17 protein-coding genes are annotated in these 25,701 nt (G+C 73.3%); 13 read left to right on the plus strand and 4 right to left on the minus strand.

What is annotated here, in order from left to right:
* Positions 1–36: 36 nt before the first annotated feature.
* From WMF24_RS14095 to WMF24_RS14105, 3 genes are all read right to left on the minus strand, one after another.
* Complete coding sequence (locus WMF24_RS14095; protein ID WP_437736913.1) at positions 37–1,431, minus strand: PAS domain-containing protein; 1,395 nt, start codon at positions 1,429–1,431, stop codon at positions 37–39.
* A 223-nt stretch (positions 1,432–1,654) separates the two neighbouring features.
* On the minus strand, positions 1,655–2,941 hold the full coding sequence (locus WMF24_RS14100) for a patatin-like phospholipase family protein (RefSeq protein WP_437736914.1): 1,287 nt from the start codon (positions 2,939–2,941) through the stop codon (positions 1,655–1,657).
* Positions 2,938–7,401: a serine/threonine-protein kinase gene (locus tag WMF24_RS14105; protein WP_437736915.1), complete on the minus strand. Its 4,464-nt coding sequence runs from the start codon at positions 7,399–7,401 to the stop codon at positions 2,938–2,940. The genes WMF24_RS14100 and WMF24_RS14105 overlap by 4 nt, the downstream gene beginning before the upstream one ends.
* Positions 7,402–8,052: 651 nt before the next feature.
* On the opposite strand from WMF24_RS14105, the gene WMF24_RS14110 reads away from it, so the two are divergent.
* The 11 genes from WMF24_RS14110 (at position 8,053) to WMF24_RS14160 (ending at position 22,652) form a co-directional block, all read left to right on the plus strand.
* Complete coding sequence (locus WMF24_RS14110) at positions 8,053–9,786, plus strand: fumarate reductase/succinate dehydrogenase flavoprotein subunit (RefSeq protein ID WP_437736916.1); 1,734 nt, start codon at positions 8,053–8,055, stop codon at positions 9,784–9,786.
* A 22-nt stretch (positions 9,787–9,808) separates the two neighbouring features.
* Positions 9,809–10,093 carry a 4Fe-4S dicluster domain-containing protein gene (locus tag WMF24_RS14115; protein WP_437736917.1) on the plus strand — a complete coding sequence of 95 codons (285 nt, stop codon included), beginning with the start codon at positions 9,809–9,811 and terminating at the stop codon, positions 10,091–10,093.
* Between the two features lie 20 nt (positions 10,094–10,113).
* The gene (locus tag WMF24_RS14120) at positions 10,114–11,097 is read left to right on the plus strand and encodes a HEAT repeat domain-containing protein (RefSeq protein ID WP_437736918.1); all 984 of its coding nucleotides are present in this window, start codon (positions 10,114–10,116) and stop codon (positions 11,095–11,097) included.
* Positions 11,098–11,101: 4 nt separating this feature from the next.
* Positions 11,102–12,532, plus strand: a complete 1,431-nt coding sequence (locus tag WMF24_RS14125) for an ABC transporter substrate-binding protein (RefSeq protein ID WP_437736919.1) — start codon at positions 11,102–11,104, stop codon at positions 12,530–12,532.
* A gap of 2 nt (positions 12,533–12,534) precedes the next feature.
* On the plus strand, positions 12,535–13,437 hold the full coding sequence (locus WMF24_RS14130) for an ABC transporter permease (RefSeq protein ID WP_437738803.1): 903 nt from the start codon (positions 12,535–12,537) through the stop codon (positions 13,435–13,437).
* Positions 13,434–14,288 (plus strand): ABC transporter ATP-binding protein, encoded by an 855-nt coding sequence (locus tag WMF24_RS14135; RefSeq protein ID WP_437736920.1) that lies wholly within the window; start codon positions 13,434–13,436, stop codon positions 14,286–14,288. The genes WMF24_RS14130 and WMF24_RS14135 overlap by 4 nt, the downstream gene beginning before the upstream one ends.
* Before the next feature lie 148 nt (positions 14,289–14,436).
* The gene (locus tag WMF24_RS14140; RefSeq protein ID WP_437736921.1) at positions 14,437–14,862 is read left to right on the plus strand and encodes a DoxX family protein; all 426 of its coding nucleotides are present in this window, start codon (positions 14,437–14,439) and stop codon (positions 14,860–14,862) included.
* A gap of 180 nt (positions 14,863–15,042) precedes the next feature.
* Positions 15,043–17,469 (plus strand): PAS domain-containing sensor histidine kinase, encoded by a 2,427-nt coding sequence (locus tag WMF24_RS14145; protein ID WP_437738804.1) that lies wholly within the window; start codon positions 15,043–15,045, stop codon positions 17,467–17,469.
* 403 nt (positions 17,470–17,872) lie between these two features.
* Positions 17,873–19,600 (plus strand): ATP-dependent zinc metalloprotease FtsH, encoded by a 1,728-nt coding sequence (ftsH, locus tag WMF24_RS14150; protein WP_437736922.1) that lies wholly within the window; start codon positions 17,873–17,875, stop codon positions 19,598–19,600.
* A gap of 524 nt (positions 19,601–20,124) precedes the next feature.
* Positions 20,125–21,264, plus strand: coding sequence for a D-alanine--D-alanine ligase family protein (locus WMF24_RS14155; protein ID WP_437736923.1), 1,140 nt, complete (start codon positions 20,125–20,127; stop codon positions 21,262–21,264).
* On the plus strand, positions 21,261–22,652 hold the full coding sequence (locus tag WMF24_RS14160) for a GNAT family N-acetyltransferase (protein ID WP_437736924.1): 1,392 nt from the start codon (positions 21,261–21,263) through the stop codon (positions 22,650–22,652). Before WMF24_RS14155 ends, WMF24_RS14160 begins: the two co-directional genes overlap by 4 nt.
* 98 nt (positions 22,653–22,750) lie before the next feature.
* On the opposite strand, the gene WMF24_RS14165 is transcribed toward WMF24_RS14160, so the two are convergent.
* Positions 22,751–23,794 (minus strand): serine/threonine protein kinase, encoded by a 1,044-nt coding sequence (locus tag WMF24_RS14165; protein WP_437736925.1) that lies wholly within the window; start codon positions 23,792–23,794, stop codon positions 22,751–22,753.
* Between the two features lie 309 nt (positions 23,795–24,103).
* Here WMF24_RS14165 and WMF24_RS14170 point away from each other — a divergent pair, with 309 nt between their 5' ends.
* Both WMF24_RS14170 and WMF24_RS14175 read left to right on the plus strand, forming a co-directional pair.
* Positions 24,104–24,526: a TerB family tellurite resistance protein gene (locus WMF24_RS14170; RefSeq protein WP_437736926.1), complete on the plus strand. Its 423-nt coding sequence runs from the start codon at positions 24,104–24,106 to the stop codon at positions 24,524–24,526.
* A 132-nt stretch (positions 24,527–24,658) separates the two neighbouring features.
* Complete coding sequence (locus WMF24_RS14175; RefSeq protein WP_437736927.1) at positions 24,659–25,582, plus strand: diacylglycerol/lipid kinase family protein; 924 nt, start codon at positions 24,659–24,661, stop codon at positions 25,580–25,582.
* Positions 25,583–25,701 lie beyond the last annotated feature (119 nt).

Here is a 25,701-nt window from a genome sequence, read left to right on the forward strand (position 1 = left end):
CGTCGCGCCCGGGCCGCCGCGCGCGGCCCGGGCGGGTCACCGCCGGCCCGGCAGGGCGGCGGCCGGCGCCCCGCCGGGCGCGCCCGGGCGGGGCAGGGGCGCGGCGCCGGCGAGCGTGGCCGCGCGCGTGGCGGCGCCTATCGCGTGGCGGAGCGCGTCCTTCAGGGTGCCGAAGGTGACGAGCCCTTGCGTCTCGGCGCCGAGCTCCGTCATCGTCGCGGCGATCTGCGGCGAGATGCCCGACACCACCCCGCGCGTCCCGAGCAGCTTGATCGCCCGCATCATGTCGAGCAGGTGCTTTGTCGTCGCCGTATCGACGCTCTCGATGCCCGTCAGGTCCATGATCGCGAACCTGGCCTGAGTCCGCACGACCTCGTTGAGGAGCGTCTCGGTGATGCGCGACGCGCGGACGTCGTCGATGGACCCGATCAGCGGGAGGGCCAGGACGTTGTCCCAGACCTGCACCACGGGCGCGGACATGAGCCGGATGGCCTCGTTCCGGGCGCGCAGGCTCTCCTCGCTGCGCATGCGTTCGATGATCTCGCCCTCGAGCCGCCGGTTCTGCTCCTCGAGCTCCTCGGCGGCCGCCTTGAGGCGGATCATCGACTCCTGCACCTGCGCCTCGAGCCGGCGCTGCTCGGTCACGTCCGAGACCGCGCCGACGACCTTGACCAGCGTTCCGCTCGCGTCGCGGAGGATGACGCCGCGATCCACGAGCACGGCGTAGTCGCCGCTCGCGCGGCGCAGGCGGTACTCCGCGGTCCAGGTGCTGGCGCCGGAGCTCATCGCCCCCCCGAGCGCGTCGGTGACGTTGTTCACGTCCTCCGGGTGGATGTGCTCGCGCCACCAGCTCGCGTCGGCGTAGAGCTCCCTGGGGGCGCCCGAGATCCGCTCGAAGGAGTCGCTGCGCCAGACCGCGCCGGTCGTGACGTTGTAATCGTAGATGGCGTCCTGGGTGGCGAGCGTGACCATGCGGAAGCGCTCCTCGCTCTCGCGGAGCGCCTCGGTCGCCTCCGCCGCCGCGGTCGCGCCGCCGTCCGGGCGCCTCTCGTCGCGCGCCTCCCGGACGATCGCCACGACCCCGGCGGCCGCGCCCGACGCGTCGCGCTCCACGACCTCCGCCGTGATCTCCAGATCGATGGAGGAGCCGTCCTTGCGGATGCCTCGCACCGGCATGGGGGCGCCCGACGACACCCACCATGGCTCGACCTCGTCGCGGCCGAGGCAGGGCAGCTCTCTGCCGATCACCTCGCTCTGGGCCCACCCGAGCAGCCGTGACGCCTGTCGGTTCCAGAAGCGCACGACGCGCTCCCTGTCGCACACGATCATGGCCACGGGCGCCACCTCGGCCATCATCGCCAGCTTCGCGTCGTCCCAGCGGGATCGGTCCGGGTAGATGGCAGATGGATCGAGCGCCTGTTCCATGGTCATGGCTCCTGCTTTTCGGGCTGGAGCTGCCCACTCCTCCGATGACACGTCCGGCGGTCACCGGGGCTCCAGCACACCGCATCTTGCCCGTGCGGGGCACGGGATGGCAACAGATCGAAGCCAGGCGGGCGTCATTGCCCTCATCTCCGGCGTGCGTCTCCCTGTCGCATCGTGCGATATCGTGCGAACCCCGCGCCGCGAACACCCCTCGGTGGGCGGGGCAGCTCTAGATGGACCCCCCGGGCCCCACCGGCGGCGGTATGGACCACTCCGCGCTGTCCGACAGCGTGGGCTCCGCCTCCTCCGCCGCGCTCCCGAAGAAGTCCGCCACGTCGTGCCGCCGCGCCTCCGCGTCCGCCCGCCCGAGCTCGATGAGCTTGCGCGTGAACGACCCGTCGAACAGCAGGTAGCTCGCGAGATCCGCGTCGTTCTCCGCCCCGACGTCGACGAGCGACAGGAGCCGCCGCATCATCGCCGGCCCGCCCTGCAGCTTGCCCGCCCTCACGTGCTCCGCCGCCAGCCGCCCGAGATCCACGCTCGGCCGCACCACGAGCGTCTCCACCCGCCGGTACGGCAGCGCCCCGCGCTGCGCCGCCGCCGCGTTGATCGAGGGAAGGAAATCCGGCCCGAACGCCCGCTCGCCGTCCTCGATCATGTGGTTCACCCGCGTGAGCACCTCGAAGTCGGTCTGGATGTGGTCGAGGAGGAACGCGTTCAGCACCTTGCCGAGGACCAGCGCCATCCCGGGCGGCTTGCCGCTGTCGCCCGCGTCGATGCTGCGCACCTCCCGCGACAGCCCGATCGCCAGCACGTGCGTCGCCCCCAGCCGCAGCGCCGGCGCGATCGGCGTGTTCTGCCGCACGCCGCCGTCCATGTACAGATCGCGGCCGATGCGCACCGGCGGGAACAGGATCGGGATCGCCGCCGACGCGAGCGCGTGCGGCGGGCCGATCAGCGCGCCGCGGATGATCGTGCGCGGCGGCGCCGTCGTCGGCAGCGCGCCGTCCGGCCCCGTCTGCATGAAGATCACCGTGCGCCCCGTCCCGATCTCCGTCGCCGACACGCTCACCGCCGAGAGGTACCCGTGGCGCAGCGTGCGCGCGATCGCCCGCCACGGGATCTCGCGCTCCACGAGCCGCTGCATCGGCGAGACGTCGAACAGGCCCACGCCCTGCGACCCGCCGCCGAACAGGAGCTTCGGCAGCGAGATCGCCTGCCGCACCCCGAAGCCGAGCACCGTCTCCAGCCTGAGCTGCGTCCAGAGGTTGACGAGCCGCCGGATGCCCAGCGTCGCGTCGTCGAGGTGCGCCGCGAGGTAGCACGCGTTCACCGCGCCGACCGACGTCCCGCACAGGATGTCGATGCGCGGCGGCGCCCCGCGGAGGCGGGCGAACGCGTCGAGCACGTACGACAGCACGCCGACCTCGTAGGCGCCCCGCGCCCCGCCGCCCGAGAGGATCACGGCGACCTTGCGCCGCGGCTTCGTCCCTGTCCTTCCGCCGGTACCCGTCATGCCATCTCCCCGCGGCGGAGCGGGTCGTGCCCCGCCGCCGGACCCTCGGCCTCCGCGGCGAGGATGCGCCGCACCACGGTGCGCTCGAGGAACAGCGCCTTGAGCCGCGCGTCGCGGATGTAGCCCGCCACCATCCGGACGTGCGCCGCGGCGCGGTGGTAGGCGTCCGCCGCGCTCGCCGGCGCGCCCTTCTGCAGCGCCGCGCAGCAGAGGTCGCGCACCTCGATGCCGTACTCGGAGCTGCTCGCCTCGACCGCGCCGAGCGCCGTCCGCGCGAGCAGCACCCCCGTGTGCACCTCGCCGGCGTCCACGCGCGACGCCGCCTCGATCGCCGTCGCGTACGCGTGGTAGCTCATCAGCCCCTGCGACTCGGCGAGCTGCCGCGCCTCGGAGGCGTTCGCGATCGCCCCCTGGATGTCCCCCCGCGCCCTCGCGAGGAGGCCGCGCACGTTGCGCTCGTGGATCATGTCGTAGACGCTGCCGGTCACCGCGATGAGCGCGCTCGCGTCGGCGCAGAGCGCGTGCGCGGCGTCGACGTCGCCCGCCTCGAGCAGGATCCCCGCCGAGCAGAGGAGCGTGTCGGCGCGCGCATCCTGGTCGTCATAGCGCTCGTGCGCCTCGCGCGCCCGCTTCATGTACGCGAGGCTCCGCGGCATGTCGCCGAGCTTGGCGTACGCGTGGCCGATGTTGCTCAGCGTCTTCGCGATCTGGAAACGCCCCCCGATCGCGAGATCGATGGAGATCGACGAGAGCCCGACGGCGATCGCGTCCTCGAAGCGCTCCAGCACGAACATCGCCACCGCGAGCGAGTTCTTCGCGCGCGCCTCGCTGCGACGCGCCCCCACCGCGCGGAAGACGGCGATCGCCTCGGCGTAGGCCTCCACCGCCTCCTGCACGCGGCCGACCCGGCGCAGCAGCACGCCCTTCGCGCGCAGCACCTCCGCGCGCGCCCGCGGCGTGAGCCCGCCCGTGTGCGTCACCCGGAGCGCCCTGTCGGCCGCGCTGATCGCGCCCTGGACGTCGCCGAGCTCGCGGAGCACCTCCGACAGGATCGTCAGCGCCTCGACCTCGAGCGCCGGGCGGCGCGCGATGCGGGCGATCTCGGCGGCGCGCTGGGCCACCGGCAGGCCCCGGGCGAGGTGGCCCTCGTCGAGGTCGAGCCGCGCGGTGCGCACGAGCGCGAGCGCCGCCCAGCGCGCCTGCCCGCTCTCCTTCGCGAGCTGCCGCAGCGCCGCGAGGTGCTTGCGCCGCTCGCGCCGGCGGCCGAGGTGGCGGAAGATCGCCTCCAGCGCCTCGTGCGCGATCATCCGCCGGCTGTCGCCGGTCGGCAGCAGCGACAGGGCGCGCTCGTAGTACCGCCGCGAGAGCTGCGCCTGGTGGCCGGCGCGCGCGGCCCGCGCCGCGTCGAGGTAGAGCTCCGCCGCCGGCCCGGGCGCCTCGCCGCGCGCGAGGTGCTGCGCCACGATCGCGGCCGAGAGCCCCTGCGCGAGCGGCGTCGTCGACAGGTGCTCGCCGAGCCGCCGGTGCATGCGCACGCGGCTCGCGCTGTCGAGCGCGAGGTAGGCGACGTCGCGCACGAGCGGGTGCCGGAAATCCACCGCTCCGGCCCGGCGATCGCACAGGCCGCGCGCGCAGAGGCGCGTCACCGCCTCGTCGTCCGCGAGCCGCGTCAGGTTCAGGATGTCGTCCTTGAGCAGCGGGCCCCCGGCGACGGCCAGCCAGTTCACGACGTCGTGCTCCGCCGGCGGCAGCTCGCGCAGGCGGTCGCCGATGAGCTGCTCCAGCGTCGACGGGAGCGGCTCGCCGCGGTCGCCGGTCCTGTCGTGGCGGACGAGCTCGTGCCGGCCGCCCGGGTGCTCGACGATCTCGAGCGTGCCCCGCTCGAGCAGCGCGTCGACCATCTCGAGGAGGAAGAACGGGTTGCCGGCGACGCGCGGCACGAGCTCGCCGCAGACGGCGGCCACGCCGTCGCGCACGCCGAGGCGCGCCTCCACGAGGCGCATCTGCTCCTCGGCGCTCAGCCCGCGGAGCTCGATGCGCACGAGCCCCTCGATGAACGGGGTCACGCGCTCCTCGGGGCGGGTGAGGAGCAGCACGAGGATCGGGAGCCGCTCCGAGCGCTGCTTCAGGAGCTCCGAGATGAGCTCGAGGCTCGGGCGATCGGCCCACTGGAGGCCGTCGATGACGACGACGAGCGGCTGGTGGCGCGCGAGCGACCCGAGCAGGTACTTCACGCCGCGCGCCACGATGTCGCGGCCGTAGGCCGCCGCGTCGTCCTCGGGGTGCTCGACCTGCTTGCCCGTGACGAGCTCGGCGAGGCGCGTGACGATGCGCGACCCGAGCGGCGAGCGCGCGATCGGCCCGAGCAGCGCGCGGATGACGTGCGCGGCGTCGTCGATCGCGTGGTCGAGCCCCATCCCGGTCACGTCGCGGAGCACGTCGCAGACGGTGGCGAGCGGCAGCTCGCTCTTCACCGGCGAGCACTCGACGTGGAGCACGCGCGCCTCGCCCGGCAGCTCCGAGAGGAACGTCGAGATGAGCGCGCTCTTGCCGATGCCCATCTCGCCGACGATGACGCGCGCCACCGACTGGCCGCGCAGCGCGCCGCCCGGCGGGCTCTCCGGCTTGCCCGGCATGCTCTGCGGCGGCTCGCCCTCGCCGAAGCGGGGCGCGGGCTGCGCGGGCTGCGCGGGTTCGACGACCGCCTTCACCGGCGGCGAGACGGCGCGGTGGTAGGCCGCGTGCAGGTCGGCCCGCTCGGCGTCGCGCCCGACGAGGTCGTTCGGCGACAGCGCGATCTCGGCCATGCGCTCCTCGCGCGTGAGCGGGCGCTGCAGCGCGTAGAGCCGCATCTGGTGCGGGACGGGGTAGCCGCGCGCGTCGTCGAGATCGAGCGACGGCGCGTCGCCCCAGCGGAAATCGCGCCGGACGAGGCGGTAGACGCCGCCCGCGACCCACGTCTTGCCGAACGGGGTGCGGCTGCCGAGGCGCTCGGCGAGGTAGTTCGCTGGCTCCTTGAGCACGTGGTTGATGAGGTGCCCCTGCTCGTCGCGCTCGCCGTACGCGATGCCGCGGACGATGCCGATCGCGGCGCGCAGCTCGACGGGCAGGTCCTCCGACGCGCCGGCGAGCGCCTCGTGCACGTCGACCGCGAGCGACGCGGCGTCGGCGGCGGCGCGCGACGGGTTCGCGAGCAGCCCCACGACGGCGCGCGCGCTCGCGTGCGACTCCCACGACCAGATCGCCCCGTGCTTGAAGGCGATCGCGTCGAGCGTCGTGCGGATGGAGCGCCCGCTGCGCTTGCCCGCGAGCCGCCCCTGCGCCCCGAGCAGCGCGTCGACGCCCTCGATGCGCAGCGTCACGACGGCCACGTGGCGCACCTCGCGCACGACGCGCGGCGCGCCGGTGCCCTCGACGTCGCCGCCCGTGCGCGCGGCCGGCACCGCCGCGAGCGTCTGCGGCTGCGCCACGGAGCTCTCGCCCTGCTCCTCCTGCTTCGCGCCCCCCTCGGCGTGCGCGCGCGCCTCCTGCTCGCGCTCGCGGCCGAGCAGGTGGGCCACGGTCTGCTCGACCGACGCGTTGTCGACGAGCTCCTGCTTCGCGAGCAGCACGCGCGCGATCGCCCCGGCCAGGTCGCGCGCGGTCTGGAAGCGGTCCTCGGGGTCGCCCGCCATGGCGCGCATCACGATCGCCTCGAGCTCGGTCGGGATGTCGGGCGCGTGCGCCGACGGGGGCTCGAAGAGCCCCTCCTTGACGGCCTGGAGGAGCGCGTCGTCGTCGAGCTTGCCGTAGGGCGAGCGCATGGCGAGCAGCTCGTAGAGCACGACGCCGAGCGCGTAGATGTCGCTCCGCCGGTCGACGCGCTCGCCGCGCGCCTGCTCGGGCGACATGTACCCGAACTTGCCCTTCAGCACGCCGGGCTCCTCGCGGAAGAGGTTCGCGCTGGCGATGCCGAAGTCGGCGATCTTCACGACGCCCTCGAACGAGATCAGGATGTTCTGCGGCGAGACGTCGCGGTGGACGATCGCGAGCGGCATGCCGCCCTCGTCCTTGCGCTCGTGGGCGTAGTGCAGCCCCTTGGCCGCCTCGGAGACGATGAACGCCGACACGAGCGGCGGGATGCGCGACTCCTTCTGCTGGGCGGCGCGCATGAGCTTGCCGAGGTCGAAGCCCTCGACGTACTCCATCGAGAGGAGCAGCCCGTCCTCGCCGTGGTCGGAGAACTCGTAGACCTGGACGATGTTCGGGTGGTTGAGGCGGGTCGCGAGGTGGGCCTCCTCGACGAACATCGCGCGGAAGCGCCGCGACGACCCGTGCGCGGGGAGGATCCGCTTGACGACGAGGAGCTTGTACGTCCCCTCGGCGCCGCGCTTCTTGGCGAGGAAGACCTCCGCCATGCCGCCAGCGCCGAGGCGGCGCTGGATCTCTAGGTCGGCGAGCTGGGACGGGTGCTTGGCCATGCAGCGAAGCGGCGCGCGGGCGCCGGGGCTGGGGGGCGCCGGGCGCGGTGGATCAGGGTGACAGAGGACATGAAGGACCGCGCGCGGTCCCCCGATCCGTGGGAGGACTGCGGGTTGCCCCGCATGGTAGCGTCCCGCCCGCGTCTTCGGGGGGACAACCATGGTGGAAAGGCGAATCTTTCTGGGCGGGTCGGGGATCCGCACCGGCGGTGAGCCTGTCTGGGCGCGGCGGCGCCGCGGTCGCGCTCCCGTCCACCGCCGGCCCTGCGTTTTCGCTTGCAAGGCGCACCGGCGCTGCGCTTGACCTTGGTCGGCTGCCCGCGCTGCCCGCGCTGCCCGCGCTGCCCGCGCTGCCCGCGCTGCCCGCGCTGCCCTCCGAGGGGCACGGTTGCTGCCTGAGGGGCACGGTTGCTGCCCGAGGGGCACGGCTGTGCTGCCCGAGGGGCACGGCTGCGGCCCACGAGCCAGCCGCTGCTGCCCCCGAGACACAACTGCTGCCCGGCAATCACAAAGCGATTGCCCAGGATGGGGCCGTCTGTTAAAACGGATGCCGCGTCTGTGATGGGAGACGCCGGGCGTCCGACCCCTGTCCACTGGCACCTTCGGTGGCGGGGTCGTCTGCGTGCGCGCCTGAAATATCGAGGGCTTTCAATGGACATTCGCGTGACAGAGGCGGACGTCGTCGTCGTCGGCGGCGGCAGCGCAGGCTCCACTGCAGCGGTGGAGGCGCAACAGCGGTTGCCTCGCGGGAGGGTCGTCCTCCTCGAGAAGGCGCATATCAAGCGGAGCGGGGCGATCGCGATAGGCATGGACGGCCTGAACAACGCGATCATCCCCGGGCACGCGACGCCGGAGCAATACGTCAAGGAGATCACGGTGGCCAACGACGGCATCGTGAACCAGCGCGCCATCTACGAATACGCGCGGAACAGCTTCGCGATGATCCAGGAGCTCGACTCCTGGGGCGTGAAGTTCCAGAAGACGCGCTCGGGCGATTTCGACGTCAAGAAGGTCCACCACAACGGGAGCTACGTGCTCCCGATGCCCGAGGGCTACGATCTCAAGAAGATCCTCACGCGCATGGTCAAGCGCGCCGGGGTGCGCGTCGTCAACCGCGTCATGGCGACACGGATCCTCGTGTCCGACGGGCAGGTCGCCGGGGTGATGGGCTTCGACACGCGCGAGGGCCACATCGAGGTGATCAAGGCGAGGGCGGTGATCCTCTGCTGCGGCGCCTCCGGGCGGCTCGGGCTGCCGGCCTCCGGCTATCTCCACGGCACGTACGAGAACCCCTCGAACGCCGGAGACGGCTACTCGATGGCGTACCACGCGGGCGCCGAGCTCACCGGCATCGAGTGCTTCCAGATCAACCCGCTCATCAAGGACTACAACGGTCCGGCGTGCGCGTACGTGACAGGCCCGCTCGGCGGGCACACGGTCAACGCGAAGGGGCACCGCTTCATCGAGAGCGATTACTGGAGCGGGCAGATGATGCTCGAGTTCTACCGGGAGCTCCACTCCGCGAACGGCCCTGTGTACCTGAAGCTCACCCACCTCGCCCCGGAGACGATCACCGAGGTCGAGCGGGTCCTCCACCAGACGGAGCGCCCGAGCCGCGGGCGCTTCCACGAGGGCAGGGGGCACAGCTACGCGAACGATCTCGTCGAGATGCACATCTCGGAGATCGGCCTGTGCAGCGGGCACAGCGCGTCGGGGGTGTGGGTCAACGAGAAGGGCGAGACCACCGTGCCCGGGCTCTACGCCGCCGGCGACATGGCGTGCGTGCCGCACAACTACCTGCTCGGCGCGCTCACGTACGGGAAGATCTGCGCGCAGAGCGCGCTCGATTACCTCGATCGCGCGCCCGCGGTCGAGCCTGCGCCGGCCGCCGTCGACGCCGAGCGCGAGCGCATCCTCGCCCCGCTGTCGCGCAAGGGCGGGGTCGCGCCGCACCAGTACGAATACAAGGTGCGGCGCCTCGTGAACGATTACCTCCAGCCGCCCAAGACGGGCAACCGGATGGCGCTCGGGCTCGAGTACTTCCTGCGGGCGAAGGACGAGCTCGAGGAGGTCACCGCGGCGAGCCCCCACGAGCTCATGCGGGTGATGGAGTGCCACTTCATCCGCGACTGCGCGGAGATGGCCGCGCGCGCGTCGCTGTTCAGGACCGAGAGCCGCTGGGGCCTCTACCATCATCGGCTCGATTACCCCGAGATGGACGACCGCCGCTGGTTCGCGCACGTGAACCTGAAGAAGGACGAGCGCGGCGAGATGGTCCTCTTCAAGCGACCGGTGGAGCCCTACCTCTTCCCGATCGACGACGGCGAGCTCAAGACATACCACCGCCTGCGCATCCCCGCCGAGGAGCAGCGCGCGCCGCTCTGACGCGCGACGAGGTCAATCAACCATGGGTCACCTTCTTAACCGAGAGTCCGTCAAGGCCCAGCGCGCGAGGACAGCGGGCCACGCCGAGGCCGTCGCCCGCTTCGATCTGCCGGTCGTCGTCGACGAGGCGTCGTGCATCAAGGGCTGCCGCATCTGCATCGACTCGTGCCCTGTCGACTGCCTCGCCGTGAGCCCCGACACGGGCAAGGCGCACATGGCCTACGACGAGTGCTGGTATTGCCTCGCGTGCGAGATCGATTGCCCCAAAGAGGCCATCACCGTGAAGATCCCCTTTCTCATTCGCTAGGGACCGGAGGCGGAGACGACATGACACACCCGTCCCCTGCGCAGGAGCTGGAGAGCGTCCTGCGCGATCCCGACCCCGGCGCGCGCCAGCTCGCGCTGACCCAGCTCGACGACCTCTCGGATCCGGAGATCGTCCGCCCGCTCGTCGAGGCCGTCCGCGACGAGGACCCCACGGTGCGGGCGCTCGCGATAGGGCACCTCGAGGACCTCGGCGACCCCAGCGCGGTGCCGGCCGTCATCGGGGCGCTCGAGGACGAGGAGGCCCACGTGCGCGAGGCTGCGGCCGCGGCGCTCCGTGAGTTTCGCGGAACCGACGCCGCGACCCCTCTGATTGACGCAATGCGTCATGGTCGGCCGTTCGTGCGCGCTGCGGTCATCGTGGCGCTCCGCGAGCTCCGCGATCCGCGGGCGCTCGCGCCGCTCGAGGGCGCGCTCGAGGATCCCGCGCCCGAGGTGCGCCGCGAGGCGGTCCTCACCCTGGCCTACCTGCGGCGGCCCGAGGCGGCGCCCGCGCTCCGCGCGCGGCTGCGCGACCCCGACGCGCAGGTGCGGCAGGTCGCCGTCGGCGCGCTCGAGGCGCTCGACCCGGCCGGCGCCCCCGCGCTCGTCCAGGACTTCATCGCGCTGCTCTCGGACCCCGACTGGCGGGTCCGCGTCGAGGCCGCGATCGTCCTCGGCCGCTCCGGGCACGGGCTCGCCGCGCCGCACCTCCGGGGCGCGCTCGACGACGGCGCCTGGCAGGTCCGCAAGGAGGCGGCGCTCGCGCTCGGGCGGCTCCGGGCCGCGCCGGCCGTGCCGGACCTCGTCCGGCTGCTCGGGAGCGACCTCCCGGATCTCCGCCGCGCCGCCGCCCAGGCGCTCGGCGAGCTCAAGGCGGCGGTCGCCGAGGCGCCGCTGCACCGGCTGCTCGGCGACACCGACGTCGAGGTGCGCAAGGCGGCGAGCCGCGCGCTCGACGCCCTCCGGGCGGGCGCCGGACGACACGAGACCTTCGCGAGGGACTGAGTCCATGATTCAAGGTATTCGCGCGCTCCTGCTCCTCGCGGCGGTCCTCGTCGGCCTGTCGTGCAAGCCGGACGCGAAGCAGACGATCCGCATCGCCATCGGGACGCAGGACACGACGATCAACTGCGCCACGGGCGGGCTCCTGATCCGCGAGCTCAAGCTGCTCGAGAAGCACCTGCCGAGGGACGGCAAGTACAAGGACGTCACCTACGAGATCGAGTGGAAGGACTTCACCTCGGGCCCGCCGCTGACGACCGAGATGGTGGCCGAGAAGCTCGACATCGGCGCGATGGCCGACTTCCCCGGCGTGCTGAACGGCGTCGCGTTCCAGAAGGCGGGCAGCCGCAGCCTCTACATCGCCACGCTCTCCGGCAGCGCGCTGGGCAGCGGCAACGGCATCGTCGTGCCGATCGACTCGCCGGCGCAGGGCCTGAAGGACCTCAAGGGCAAGCAGATCTCCGTCCCGTTCGGCTCCTCCGCCCACGGCATGCTGCTCCGGGCGATCCGCGATCTCGGCTGGGATCCGGACAGGGACGTCACGCTCGTCTCGCAGTCGCCCGAGGTCGGCGGCTCCTCGCTGAAGGCGGGGAAGATCGACGCGCACGCCGATTTCGTCCCCTTCGCGGAGCTGTTCCCGTTCCGCGGCTTCGCCCGGAAGATCTACGACGGCGCCAGCGTCAAGGTGCCGACGGCGCACGGCGTCCTCGTGCGCGCGGCCTACGCCGAGGAGCACCCGGAGATCGTCGTCGCCTTCCTCAAGGCGGCGCTCGAGGCGGACCGCCTCTTCGCAGAGGAGCCCGAGGAGCACAGCGAGCTCATCGAGAAGGTGACCGGCGTGGACGCCGAGGTCGCCTACATGTTCCACGGCCCGCTCGGCATCCAGACGCGCGACTTCACGATCAAGCCCGAGGTCCGCCGCGCCCTCCAGGTCGCCGTGGACACGCTCACCCTGCTCAAGCGCACGGACACGACCCTCGACGTGGGCCAGTTCGTCGACGACAGGTACATCCGGCGCGCGGCCGAGGAGCTCGGGCTCGACTACGAGGCGCGGCTCGCGAGCCACGCGAAGCTGCCGCTCTCCGGCGGCGACGCGCTGTCCGGCGCGCCGATCGACGAGCCGACGCTCGCCGCGCAGATCTGGGTCGCCGGCGAGCCGAAGGTGCGCGCGTACCGGAGCCCGGCCTCGGCGCTCGCCGCGCTGAAGCAGATCGAGGCCGAGGGCAAGCAGATCCGCGCCGCCTTCGTCCACGATCGCGAGACCGGGGTGAAGCTCCTGGCCGATCGCGCGTGGTACGCGCGGCGCCCGGACGGGAGCGCCTCCGCGTTCCTCGCGAAGGAGGACGCCGAGCGGTGGGCCGCGCAGAACGCCGCGGCGGTCGTCGACTTCGCGACGCTCCGGGGCGACGCCGCGAAGCTCACGGCGGTGGCGCCATGACGATGATCTCCGAGCGCAGCGCGCCGCCCGGGGTGGGCCCCCTCGGCCGCCCAGGCCTCGCGCCGGCCCGGGGGAGCGCGGCGCCGGCGCGGGCCGGGGCGCTCGCGCAGGCGAAGCGCCCGCGGCCCCACCTGCGCCGCCCCTGGCTGCGCGCGCTGTCCGTGGCCGCGTGCGTCGCCCTCTGGCAGTGGGCGTCGGCGTCGCGCGCGGATCTCGGCGTCGTCACGTTCGTCAACGTGCCCGCCCCGACCGAGATCCTCGCCGCGGCGCGCGATCTCCTCGGCTCGCCGAAGCTCTGGATGCACCTCTGGAGCAGCGTGCTCCGCGTGCTCGCCGGCTTCGTCGCCGCGGGCGTCGCCGGCGTCGCGCTCGGGCTCGTCATCGGCCGATCGCGGCTCGCCGAGGACACCCTCCTGCCGCCGCTCGAGGTCCTGCGCCCCATCCCCGGCGTCGCCTGGCTCCCGCTCGCGATCCTGATGTTCCCGTCGGCCGAGCTGAGCATGATCTTCATCACGACCATCGGCGCGCTGTTCCCGATCCTGCTCGCGACGATCCACGGCGTGGGCGCCGTCGACCCGCGGCTCATCGCGAGCTCCCGCAGCCTCGGCGCGCGCCCGTTCCGCCTGTTCCTCGAGGTCGTCCTGCCGGGCGCGCTGCCCAGCATCGTCACCGGCATGAGCATCGGCATGGGCACGTCCTGGTTCTGCCTCGTGACCGCCGAGATGATCGGCGGCCAGTACGGCGTCGGCTACTTCACCTGGGAGTCGTACAACCTGCAGCGCTACCCGGACATCGTCCTCGGCATGCTGCTCATCGGCCTCCTCGGCATGCTGAGCAGCGCGCTGGTCCAGCGGATCGGCGCGTGGCTCACCCCGTGGCACCGGCCCGAGGAGAACGCCCGATGACGCCCGCAGATCGCCCGGCCATCCCGGGAGGGACCGTGGAGATCCGCGGGCTCTCCGTGGCGCTGGGGGCGGGCCCCCGCCGCGTCGAGGCGGTGCGGGATCTCGACCTGACCGTCGGGAGCGGCGAGCTCGTGAGCCTGCTCGGCCCCTCCGGGTGCGGCAAGTCGACGATCCTGAACGCCGTCGCCGGGTACGTGGCGCCGGAGCGCGGCAGCATCGTCGTCGGCGGCGCGCGGGTCGACGGGCCCGGGCCGGAGCGCGGCATGGTCTTCCAGCAGTGCTCCCTGCTCCCCTGGAAGACGGTGCTCGACAACATAGGCTTCGGCCTGAAGATGCGCGGCGTCCGGGCGCGCGAGCGCGCCGAGGCGTCCCGGCGCCTGCTCGGGCTCGTGGGGCTCTCGGGGTTCGAGGACGCGTATCCGGCGCAGCTCTCGGGCGGCATGCAGCAGCGGGTCGAGATCGCGCGCGTGCTGATCAACGAGCCGCGGGTCGTGCTGATGGACGAGCCGTTCAGCGCGCTGGACGCCCAGACCAGGCTGTCGATGCACGAGCTGCTGCTCGACGTGTTCCGCCAGGTCCGCGCCACCGTGCTGTTCGTCACCCACGACATCGACGAGGCCATCTTCCTGTCCGATCGCATCGCGCTCATGACCCGCCGCCCCTGCCGCGTCGGCGCCGAGATCGCGGTGCCCTTCGGGAGGCCGCGGAGCGCCGCGATCGTCGGATCGAGCGAGTTTGCCGCGATCAAGCGGCGGTGCCTCGAGGCCCTGAGCGACGAGCGCGCGATCTCCGCGACGCCCGCGATGCCCGCGGCCCCCGCGCGCGGCCACGATCGGGCGGCCGGCGCCTGAGGCGCGGATCGCCGCGGCGGCGCGCCCGCGCAGGCGCCGCCCGGCGGGACGGGAGCGGCGCCGCGCGGCCCGGCGTGAGGCCTCCCACGTACCCGATTGCTTCTCCAGACGTATTTCCTTAATTACCGAGCCGAGAGGAGTGATCCCCATGCTCAAGAGATTCCTGCGGGTGACCGACTTGCCGGCCCCGGCGTCGGCCGCGCTGCTCGCGCTTCGCGTGGTCACCGGCATCGCGTTCATCTTTCACGGCTGGGGGAAGATCCAGAACCCCTTCGGCTGGATGGGGCCCACCGCGCCCGTCCCGGGCTTCTTGCAGGCGCTCGCCGCGCTCGCCGAGGTCGGCGGCGGCCTCGCCTGGATCCTCGGCCTCCTGACGCCGCTCGCGTCGCTCGGCATCGCCGCCACCATGGCCGTCGCGGTCCTCACGCACGTGGGGCGCGGCGATCCGTTCTTCGCGATGGGCGCCGCCTCGTACGAGGCGGCGGCGGTCTACCTCTCCATCGCCCTCACGCTGCTCCTCGTCGGCCCCGGGCGGTTCTCCGCCGACGCGGCCATCTTCGGGCGCAAGGGCTGAACGTCCGCCCGCGCCCGCCCGGCGAGCCAGGGGCGCGCGGGGCGCCGCCCCGCTGAGCGCGCCTCTCATCGCGCTCTCATCGCAGCGGGCCGGGCTCGACGGCGCGGTCCCGTTTCTCGTCGCGCGACCAGCAGGGGACCTGACTCGCTACTATACGTCTTATCTAGGGGGGAGGCCGTGATGGGGGACGATGGGCCGACCGGGCAGTCGAGCCGCGCGCCGCTCGGCGTCATCGTCGGGGCGGCCTGCTCGATCCTCGTGGGGGGTGCGGGCCTGCTGGGCTGGTCGACGCGGAGGACCGCGCTCATCTCGATCGCACGCAGCTGGCCGAGCATGGTGCCGACCACCGCGCTCGGCCTCGTCCTCGCCGGCCTGTCGCTCGGGCTGCTCGGCCGCGAGGGGCGCCGGGCGCCGCTCCGCCGGCTCGGGCACGCGAGCGCCGTCGCCGTCGCGGTGCTCGGCCTCGTCCCCCTCGTGCAGTACGTCTCCGGGTGGGATCTCGGCGTCGATCTCCTGCTGTTCCCCGCGCGGGTCGACTTTCCGAGCAGGTTCCCCGGCAGGCCGTCGCCGAACACGGCGCTCGGCCTCGCCCTGATCGGCGCGGCGCTCCTCTCGCTGCCCGTGAAGACGCCGCGCGCCTGCCGGCGCATGGTCGCGTGCGCGCTGGCCGTCGTGGCGCTCGCGCTGACCGTGCTGACCGGCTACCTGCTCGGCGTCGGCTATTTCTACGGGCTCCCGCCGCTGTTCCCGTTCACCGGCATGCCGCTCCACGCCGCGATCGCCCTGCTCGCGCTGGCGGTCGGGCTCCTAACGGCGCGGCCGGACTGCGGCGCGTTCGCCACGCTGACGGCCAGCGCGCCCGGAGGCGTCCTGCTGCGGCGCCTGCTGCCCCTCGTCGTCCTCGTCCCGATCGCCCTCGGCCGCCTCTTCTTGATCGGCGCGGATCTCGGCGCTTACCCGATCGCCGCGTCGTTCTCGCTCGCCTCGGCCGCCACGACGCTCTTCCTCGCGAGCGTGCTCTGGAGCAGCGCGGCGCACCTGAACGCCCTCGACGAGGCGCGGCGCCGGGCCGAGGAGGCGCGCGCCTTCCTCGCGACCCTCGCGCACTCCTCGGAGGACGTCGTCGTCGGCACCGACCTCGACGGGATGATCGTGAGCTGGAACCCGGCCGCCGAGCGCCTCCACGGCCACAGCGCCGGGGAGGTGATCGGGCGCAAGGTGTCCGTCCTGTACCCGCCCGAGCGCGCCGGCGAGGTCGAGGAAAATCTCGAGCGCCTGCGCCGAGGCGAGCGCCTCGAGCACTTCGAGACCGTGGGCCTGACGAGGGACGGGAAGACCATCGACGTCGAGATCACGGTGTCGACCGTCGTGGACGACGCGGGGCGCGTCATCGGCTTCTCCACGATCTGCCGCGACATCGGGCGCCGCAAGGCCATGGAGGCCGCGCTCGAGCGCGCCCACGCGGCGGAGCGGCGGGTCCGAGCGCAGATCGAGGCCGTCTACCGCTCCGAGGCGAGCGAGCGCCGGCGGCTCCAGGCGGTCCTCGATCAGATGCCCGAGGCGGCGCTCCTCGTCGACGCGGAGGGGCGGCTCGTCACGTGCAACCGGCTCGCGCTGAGCTTCGCGATCCACCGCGAGGGCGAGCGCGATCCCTGGGGCAACGCGGCGCTCTTCGACCACCGAGCGCCGTCGGGAGAGCCCGTGGGCTGGCACGACCGCCCGATGACCCGGGCGCTCTGCCGCGGCGAGGTCGTGACGGGCGTCGAGGGGCAGCTCTGGTGCGAGGCCGAGCGCGCCTTCGTCCCGGTGCTCGTCAACGCCGCGCCGGTGCGCTCGGACGACGGCGAGATCCAGGGGGCGGTCGCCGTCTTCCAGGACATCTCGGCGCTCAAGGAGCTGGAGCGGCAGCGCCAGGAGTGGACCGGCGTCGTCGCGCACGACCTCCGCCAGCCGATCCAGGTCATCGCGACGGCGGGCCACCTCCTGCGCCGCCGGCTCGGCGCGCTGCCCACCGGGGACGGCGAGAAGCAGCTCGGCAGGATCTACGACTCGGTCGACCGGCTGCGGCGCATGATCGACGACCTCCTCGACGCCTCGCGCATCGAGGCGCAGCAGCTCACGCTGGAGCCCCGCCCGGTCGATCTCCGCGCGCAGCTCGGGGAGATCCTCGAGCGGTCGGCCGCGGCGACGGAGGGCCACCGCGTGCGCCTGGAGGTGCGCGGCGACGTGCCCGCCGTCCTGGCGGACCCGGGGCGGCTCGAGCAGATCGTCACCAACCTTCTCTCGAACGCCGCCAGGTACGGTGAGCCGGGGCGCGACATCGTCGTCGCCGTCCACGCCGAGGCGGACCGCGCGCACATCGCCGTCACGAACTGGGGCGAAGGCATCCCGGAGGCGATGCTCCCGCACCTGTTCAAGCGCTTCTGGCGCGCGCCCGGGAACGGGCCGGGCCGCGCCCGCGGGGTCGGCCTCGGCCTCTACATCACGCGGGGCCTCGTCGAGGCCCACGGCGGGAGCATCTCCGTCGAGAGCTGCCCCGGGGCCACGACGACATTCCGCTTCACGCTGCCGCTCGCGGCGCCGGCCGCGCGTCCCGCCGGCACGTAGCCGTCCCCCGACGGCGCTCCCCCGCGACGGCGCGTTTGCAGAGAGGTCGCGTGCGGCCGACAGCCCGCTTGGCGAGCTCGTCAATCACGGGACGAGCTCGTCAGTTGCCCCATGGCGCAGCGAGCTCATCGATGTTCCGGCGACTTTTGTTACACCGATGCTCATTCTCCGGCTTCGTTCCGACCTCGGTTTTGCGGCACCACCATCCTTTCGCAGTATTCTGTGCTCAGGCCGCTCAGAATGATCGCAGAAGGAACTTCCTGAGGTTCGTATCCTTGCTACACCTGAGATCCGCTCCGGCCCGACGTCGGGGTAGTGAGGTGGCGCAGCAGTGAATTCCTGGTTGTTGCAGGTGGGTAAGCGGCTGGGGCCCTCAGGGCGCCGGCTTTGGGTACTCGGGATCATGGGGGTGGTGCTCGCGGTGGTGATCGGGCTCGCGGTCCGCGCAGCCCCCCAGGAGCGAACGGCCACGTACACCGAGCTCCTCCAGATCGCGCAGGCGGGGCAGGCGACCTCGGTCGAGGTGAGCGGTGACCGCTTCTACGTGCGCCAGGCGGGCGGCGTGGCCGTGACGGCCGTCGTCGACGAGCCGACGCTCAGGCAGGAGCTCGTCTCCCGGTTCGCGGGCGCCGGCGCCTCGGTCGACTTCGCCTCCCGCGAGGAGAAGTCGCGCGCGGCGGCCGCGGTGCTCCCGGTGGTGGTCCTCGCCGCCGTCGGGTTCGCGCTCTACTCGGTGAGCCGGCGCCGCAGCCCGAAGATGTTCTCCGACGCCAAGGCGGGGGTCTCGCGGTCGCCGATCCGCTTCGCCGACGTCGCTGGCATGCAGGAGGTCAAGCAGGAGCTCGCCGAGACGGTCGAGTTCCTGAAGAGCCCCGAGCGCTTCGCGCGCCTCGGCGGCCGCCCCCCGCGCGGCGTGCTGCTCACGGGCGAGCCCGGGACGGGCAAGACGCTGCTCGCGCGCGCCGTCGCCTGCGAGGCCGGCGTGCGGTTCCTCTCGGCGTCGGGCTCGAGCTTCCAGGAGATGTTCGTCGGCGTGGGCGCCTCCCGCGTCCGCGCGCTCTTCGCCGAGGCGCGCAAGGCCGCCCCGTGCATCGTGTTCATCGACGAGATCGACGCCGTGGGCCGCGCCCGCGCCAAGGGGCAAGGCGACTCCGCCTCCGCGGAGCACGACCAGACGCTGAACCAGCTCCTCGTCGAGATGGACGGGTTCGATCACGCGACGGGCATCGTCGTCATCGCGTCGACGAACCGCGTCGACATGCTCGATCCGGCGCTGCTCCGGCCGGGCCGGTTCGATCGCAAGATCACCGTCCCGCTCCCCGACGTGCGCGGCCGCGAGGAGATCCTCAACGTCCACGCCGGGCCCATCCCGCTCGAGGGCGAGGTCGACCTCGGCTACATCGCCCGCAGCACCCCGGGCTTCTCGGGCGCCGACCTGGCGAACCTGCTGAACGAGGCGGCCATCCTCGCGGCCCGCGAGGGCGCCGAGGCGGTCGACGGGACGCACATCGACCGCGCGCGCGACCGGGTGCTCATGGGCCTGGAGCGCAAGGGCGTGCTCGTCGACGAGGACGAGCGCTACGCGACGGCCGTTCACGAGGCCGGGCACGTCGCCGTCGGGCTCCTCGCGAAGAACTGCGATCCGGTGCACAAGGTGTCGATCCTCCCGCGCGGCCGCGCGCTCGGCGTGACCCAGGCGCTCCCCGAGAAGGATCGGCTGATGTACCGGAAGGAGTACCTCGAAGATCAGATCTGCATGCTGATGGGCGGCCGCGCCGCCGAGATGGTCATCCTCGGGACGATGACGGCCGGCGCCTCGGACGACATCCAGCGCGCCGCGACGATCGCGTGGAAGATGGTCGCGGAGCTCGGCATGAGCCACCTCGGCCCGATCTGCGTCGGTGACGGGCACCCCTCGCGCAGCCCCGCGCTGCTCGACCGCGTCGACGAGACGGCGCGGGCGCTCACCGAGGCGCAGCTCGCGCGCGCCGTCGACATCGTGAAGTCCCGGCGCGCCGAGATCGAGGCGCTCGTCCAGGCGCTCCTCGGGAAGGAGACGCTCGGCAGCGACGAGATCGAGGCCTGCTTCCCGGCCGATCGACGGCCGCGCGCCGCTCAGCAAGCCGCCTGACCGCGAAGGCTCGAGGGCGCCGGAAAGGAAAGCCCTTTCTGGCGCCCCGGCCCTCTCCAGCGATCCACCCCCTCACGATCGCTCCCGCGCCCTGCCGGGCGCCCTCCTTACCCCCTCCAAATCAGCCTATCCCCTCGCGACGGAAGCCCGGATTGGCGGCTGGCCCACCGGATGTCCGCTGTCGGAAGCTCCTTTGGGCGCCGTTGGGCGCCGTTGCGCAGAAGAGCTCGCCTGCGGGCATTTCGCGCCGGACTGGATGCGACGCGGCGCGGTGGCGACAACGACGCACCGTCGTGCCAATTCCGTCCCGTACAGCGCAAATCTCCCTTGCGATTGCCAGGCAAGCTGGTGAAGTGACGCCACTTGCATGGACGGATTCCGTCGCCTTCGCGTGTCCCCCGACGAGGCGCCCTCTCCACAATCCGGCTCGGACAGCTGCGTCGCGGCTCGCTCCCCGAGCTCGGCGCTGTCGAGCGCTCTTTCCCCCCGCGCGGACGCGCGGCGCTGTGGCCCGGAGGCGCGCGGTGCCTGAGCCCCGGATACTTGTCCTGTCCAACAGAGACCCGGAGGAAGCGCTCGACGAGCCGCCACTGGCAGAGCGCGTGGGGAGCGGTCGGCTCCGGCTCGGCCGGGAGGACGGCAGCGCGGCCGTCGCAGAGAGCGTCCTCGCGGCGCTCGCCGCGACCCCCGGCGTCCGCGTGGCGCACCGGCCCGTGCTCCGGCCGAGCGAGGTGCTCGCGGCCGTCGGCGATCATCGCCCCGACGTTGTCTTCAACCTGTGCGAGGCGCTCGACGGCGACAGCCGCCACGAGGTGATGTGCGCGTGGCTGCTCGCGGGGCTCGATCTCCGCTTCACGGGCAGCGACCACGTCGCGCTCCGCAGCTGCCTTCACAAGTCCGAGGCGAACCGGATCCTCGCGCGCGCCGGCGTGCGCACGCCGGAGACGGTGCTCGTCGACGGCCCGGATCGCATCCCGGACGTCGCGTTCCCGGCCATCGTCAAGCCCGAGCGCGAGGACGGCTCGACCGGGATCGATCGCGGCTCGGTCGTCCACGATCGCGCCGCGCTCCGAGACCAGGTCGCCGCTGTCGTCGCGCGGTGCCGCCAGCCGGTCGTCGTGCAGCGCTACGTGCGCGGGCGGGAGATCTCGGTCTCGCTGCTCGGGTGGCCCGCGCCGCGCGTGCTGCCGCTCGGCGAGATCACCTTCCAGGGCTTGCCCGAGGGGCACCCGCACGTCGTCACGTACGAGTCGAAGTGGCGCCCCGACACGGCCGCGTCGATCGGCACGCCCTCCACGGCGGCGGTGCTGCGGCCGATCGAGCTGCGCCGGGTCGTCGCCGCCGGCCGCCGCGCCTTCGAGGTCCTCGGGCTGCGCGACTACGGCCGCGTCGACGTGCGGCTCGACGAGCGCGGCACGCCCTACGTCATCGACGTCAACCCGAACTGCGATCTCGCCCCGGACGCCGGCTTCGCGCGCGCGGCGGCCCGCGCCGGCCTCTCCTATACCGACGTCGTCGGCGAGATCCTCCGCGCCGCGCTCGCCAGGGCCCCGCGCCAGGGCGACCTGCTCCGCGCCCGGGGCCGCGCCCCGGCGCGCGGCCGCGCCGCCGCCGTGCGATCCGCTGCCCGCGGCGCCCTCGCCGCCGCGCCCGAGGCGCCGTGATCACGCAGCGCGGACTCCGCCCCGAAGACCGGCCGCTCATCGCGGAGCTGCTCGAGGCGCTCCCGGCGTTCACCGCTGACGAGCGCGCGGTGGCGCTGGAGCTCGTCGACGCGACGCTGGCCCAGCCCTCGTCGGACGGTTATCGCTTCGTGCTGAGCTTCCACGGCGCGCCGCGCGGCGGCGAGGCCCCGCGGCTGGCGGGGTACCTCTGCTACGGCCGCACGCCGATGACGCAGTCCACGTACGACCTCTACTGGATCGCGACGTCGCCCGATTTCGCGCGCTCGGGCGTGGCGCGCGGGCTCGTCTCCACGATGGAGGCCGAGATCGCGCGCGAGGGCGGCGGCCTCGTGCGCGTGGAGACGGGCAGCCGGGAGGGCCACGGCGCGGCGGTGCGCTTCTACGACGCCGTGCAGTTCACGCGGGCGGCGGTCATCGCCGACTTCTACGCGCCGGGCGACGATCTCATCATCTACACGAGGCGGGTCGCCCCGGCGCGCGCCGCGGCCGAGCCCCCGGCCGCCGGCGCGGCGCGCGCCGCAGCGCCGGCCGCGCCGCCGTCGCCGGACGCCGCGCCCGCGCCGTGCGAGCCCGCGCTGTACGACGCGGCCTTCGGCTTCCGCGACTACGCCGCGGAGCGCGATTTCCTGCTCGCGTGCGCGCGCCGCTTCGGCGCCCGCCCGGTGCAGCGCGTTCTCTCGTGGGCCTGCGGCCCCGCGCGGCACCTCGGGGCGTTCGCGGAGCTCGGCGTCGGCTGCGCCGGCGCCGACGGCTCCGCCGCGATGATCGCCTACGCCGAGCGCACGGCGGCCGCCCGCGGCGCGCCCGGCGTGGGCGGCTGCGGCGCCGGCGCGGCCATCCGCTTCTGCCGCGCGGACCTCGACGAGCGCCCCGACGTCGCGCCGGTCGATCTCTCGTTCGTGCCGCTCTCGGCGATCCACCAGCTCGCCACGCCGGCGGCGATCGAGCGCCACCTCCGGCTCGCGGCCTCGCTGCTGTTGCCGGGCGGCGTCCACGTCATCGAGGCGACCCACCCGGCCGATCTCACGCCGTCGGGCGTGAACCGGACCGAGTGGACCGAGGTGCGCGGCGAGCAGTCGATCGACGCGCGGCTCCGCATCCACATCGAGCGGGCGACGCCCGATCGCGTCGTGCCCGTGAGCCTCGAGGTCGTGTGCTCGGCCCGGCGCAACGGCGGCGCGCCGCGGGAGCTCTCGTCGATCCGGCAGGAGTCGGCCTGGTACATCCCGGATCTGGCCGGCTGGCGGCTCGTCGTGGAGCGGGTGCCGGAGCTCTCGCTCGTCGCGACGCTCGGCGACTTCAACGTCGACGTGCCGTTCGAGCACGCCGCCGCGTGGCGGCTGATCCTGGTGCTGAAGCGCCTCTGAGCGCCCGCGGGCGCTCAGAGGCGCACGCCGCCCGACCGCCGCGCGCCGCGCACGGGTCGCGGGCGGCTCCCGGGCGCGGCTCCCGGGCTGCGCGCCGATCAGTTCAGGTCCCAGAAGTACTTGCCGCCGCTCGGCGGCGGATCGTCGGCGCCCCCCTCGGCGCCGCCGCCGTCTCCTGAATTTGTAAGCTGAATCACTTCTTCGAGGGCGCTCGCCTCGTCGCGCCAGTACGATTCGGTCCCGAAGTGCGGGAAAGTCCTCGGGAAAATGGGGTCGTGCCACCGCCGTGCGATCCAGGCGGCGTAGTGGATCAGGCGCAGGCCGCGCAGCGGCTCGATCAGCCCGAGGGTCGAGCGATCGAAGCGGCGGAGCTCCTCGTAGGCGTCGACGAAGAGCTCGCGCTGCCGCCGGGCGGTCGCGTCGCGGCCGGGGAGGAGGAGCCAGAGGTCCTGCACGGCGGGGCCGACGACCATGTCGTCGAAGTCGAGGACGCGGAGCGCGCCGTCGCGCAGCAGCAGGTTGCCCGGGTGGAGGTCGCCGTGGATGCGGTGCACGTCGACGCCGCGCAGGCGCTCCTCGGCCGCGTCGGCGACGGCGCGCGCGGCCGCAAGGTACCGCGGCGCGACGGCGGCGGGGATGACCTTTCGCTCGGCGAGCCAGCCGATGTCCTCGCGCGCGTACGAGTCGGCGGAGAGCCGGACGCGGTGCTCGGCGGTCCTCTGCGCGCCCACGTTGTGGATGCGGGCGGCGAGCCGGCCGAGGCGCGTGAACAGGTCGTCGTCGAGCTCGTCGGGGGCGCGGCCGCCCATGCGCTCGAAGAGGCAGTACTGGATGTGATCGATCTGCTTCAGCGTCTCGCCGTCGGGGAAGGGGCGCGTCGGGCAGACGGGGATCTCGGCGTCCGCGAGCTCGGCGAGGAACCGGTGCTCTTCCAGGATCTGGCCGCGCGTCCAGCGCCCCGGCCTGTAGAACTTCGCGATGATGCGGGTGCGGTCCTCGAGCTCGACCTCGTAGACGCGGTTCTCGAACGAGTTCAGCGGATAGCAGACGCGATTGCAGAAGAGGCCTGCGGCCTCGACGGCCTCGATCACCTTGTGCGGGGTCAGCGAGAGGAAGAGGTCGGTCGGGGTGGTGGAGCTCATGGTCGGGGCGTCGAGGTGGGGGGAGGGCCGAGGTTCGGGTGGAAGGACGGAGGTGGAGGGATCGACCCGGGGAGGAGTTGAGCACCAACCGGCGCCGCGCTCGATGAGAAGTTTCGCCGCGCGCTCGCGGGCGCAGCGCGTCGAGGCGGGCAAGCCGGGCAGGGCGCCGGCCCGATGCCGGGTCCGTGCAATCTGGCGTCCGACGCGCGCCGCGCGTCCAGCGCGTCCCACGCGTCCAGCAGGTCCAGCGAGCGGCCGGGCATGGGCGCCGTGTCCGGCGGGGCCGGGATACGCTAGCCTCGGGATCTCATGATGGACGAGACGCAGCTTTCCTTCCCTCACCTCGAGATCAGCAAGCTCCACGCGATGGTCGAGATCATGTTTCTCGCCGCGTACGCCGACGGATCCATCAACGAGGCTGAGCGCGCGGAGCTCGCGGCGCACGCGACGGCGATGAGCGCGGGCCGCGTCGGGGCGGACTTCGTCGAGTCGCTCATCACGGTCATCGAGCGCTCGGTGCGCGAGGAGGGCAGGCGCGGCCGCTTCGAGGCGCTCCGCGCCCAGCTGCCGGACGTGCGCATGCGCGAGGCCGCGATCGAGCTCGCGGTGCGGCTCGTCGCCGCCGACGGCGTGATCCACGAGAGCGAGCACGCCCTGCTCGTCGAGGCGGCCGAGGCGCTCGAGGTGCCGATCGCGTTCAAGGGGCGCGTCGCGTCCGGCTCAGCCCGCTGAGGACCGAAGCGGCCGCAGGCCGCGGCCCGGGCGACAAGCGGCCGCGAGGCCGCGGCCCGGGCGACAAGCGGCCGCGCGGCCACGACGTTGGCGCGGGACAGCCTGCGTCCCGGGCGCTAGCATCGCAGTATCGTGCGCACCTCGATCATCGTCAATCCGGCCGCCGGCAACGCCGCCCAGTCGGCGCGGCTCCGCGAGCTCGTCGCCGCGCGCCCCGACGTCCGGCTGATCCAGACCGAGGGCCCGGGCCACGCCCGCGAGCTCGCCGGGGCCGCTGTCGAGGAGGGCGCGGACATCGTCGTCGCGGCGGGGGGCGACGGCACGATCAACGAGGTCGTCCAGGGGCTCGGCCCGTACCGCGACCGCGCGCGGCTCGGCCTCGTGCCGCTCGGCACGGGCAACGATCTGGCGCGCACGCTCGGCGTCCCGTTCGACCCGGTCGAGGCCTTCGCGCTGCTCGACGAGGGCCGCGTCGAGGCGCTCACGCGCGCGGTGGACCTCGTCCACGTCGAGAGCGCGGGGCAGACGCGGTATTGCCTCAACGTCGCGGCCGGCGGCTTCAGCGGCCAGGTGGACGAGGCGCTGACCGACGAGATGAAGTCCGCGTGGGGGCCCCTCGCGTACGTGCGCGGCGCCATGAAGGTGCTGCCGGATCTCACCGGCTACGAGACGACGATCGCCTGGGATGATCAGGAGTTCGAGCGCGTCGAGGCGCTCAACGTGATCGTCGCCAACGGCAGAACGTGCGCGGGCGGGATCAAGGTGGCCTCCGGGGCGAGCATGGAGGACGGGCTGCTCGACGTGGTGATCGTCCGGTATGCCTCGCTGCTCGATCTCGCCGCGGTGGCGGCGCGCCTCCTCACGGGCGACTACCTCGAGAGCGACGAGGTGATGCACCGGCGCGCCTCCCGCGTGCGGATCGCCGCGAAGCCGGGCATGTGGTTCAATGTGGATGGTGAGCTCCTGAGCAATGCGCCCATCTCGTTCTCGGTCGAGCACCGCGCCCTTCGCGTGCTGGCCGGCCCCGGGTACGCCGCCGGGGGCGAGGGGAGCTGACACCGGGCGCCGCTGTGCCCGCCCGTGTGCCAGCGCGCAGGGAATGCGCCGCTGTCGACTCGTTGCGCCTGCGGAGCCCGCGGCGCGACGTCCTGGGCCGCTCCCGCGGGGCGGCGCGC

It is taken from the genome of Sorangium sp. So ce1335, assembly GCF_051521615.1.
Lineage (GTDB): Bacteria > Myxococcota_A > Polyangia > Polyangiales > Polyangiaceae > Sorangium.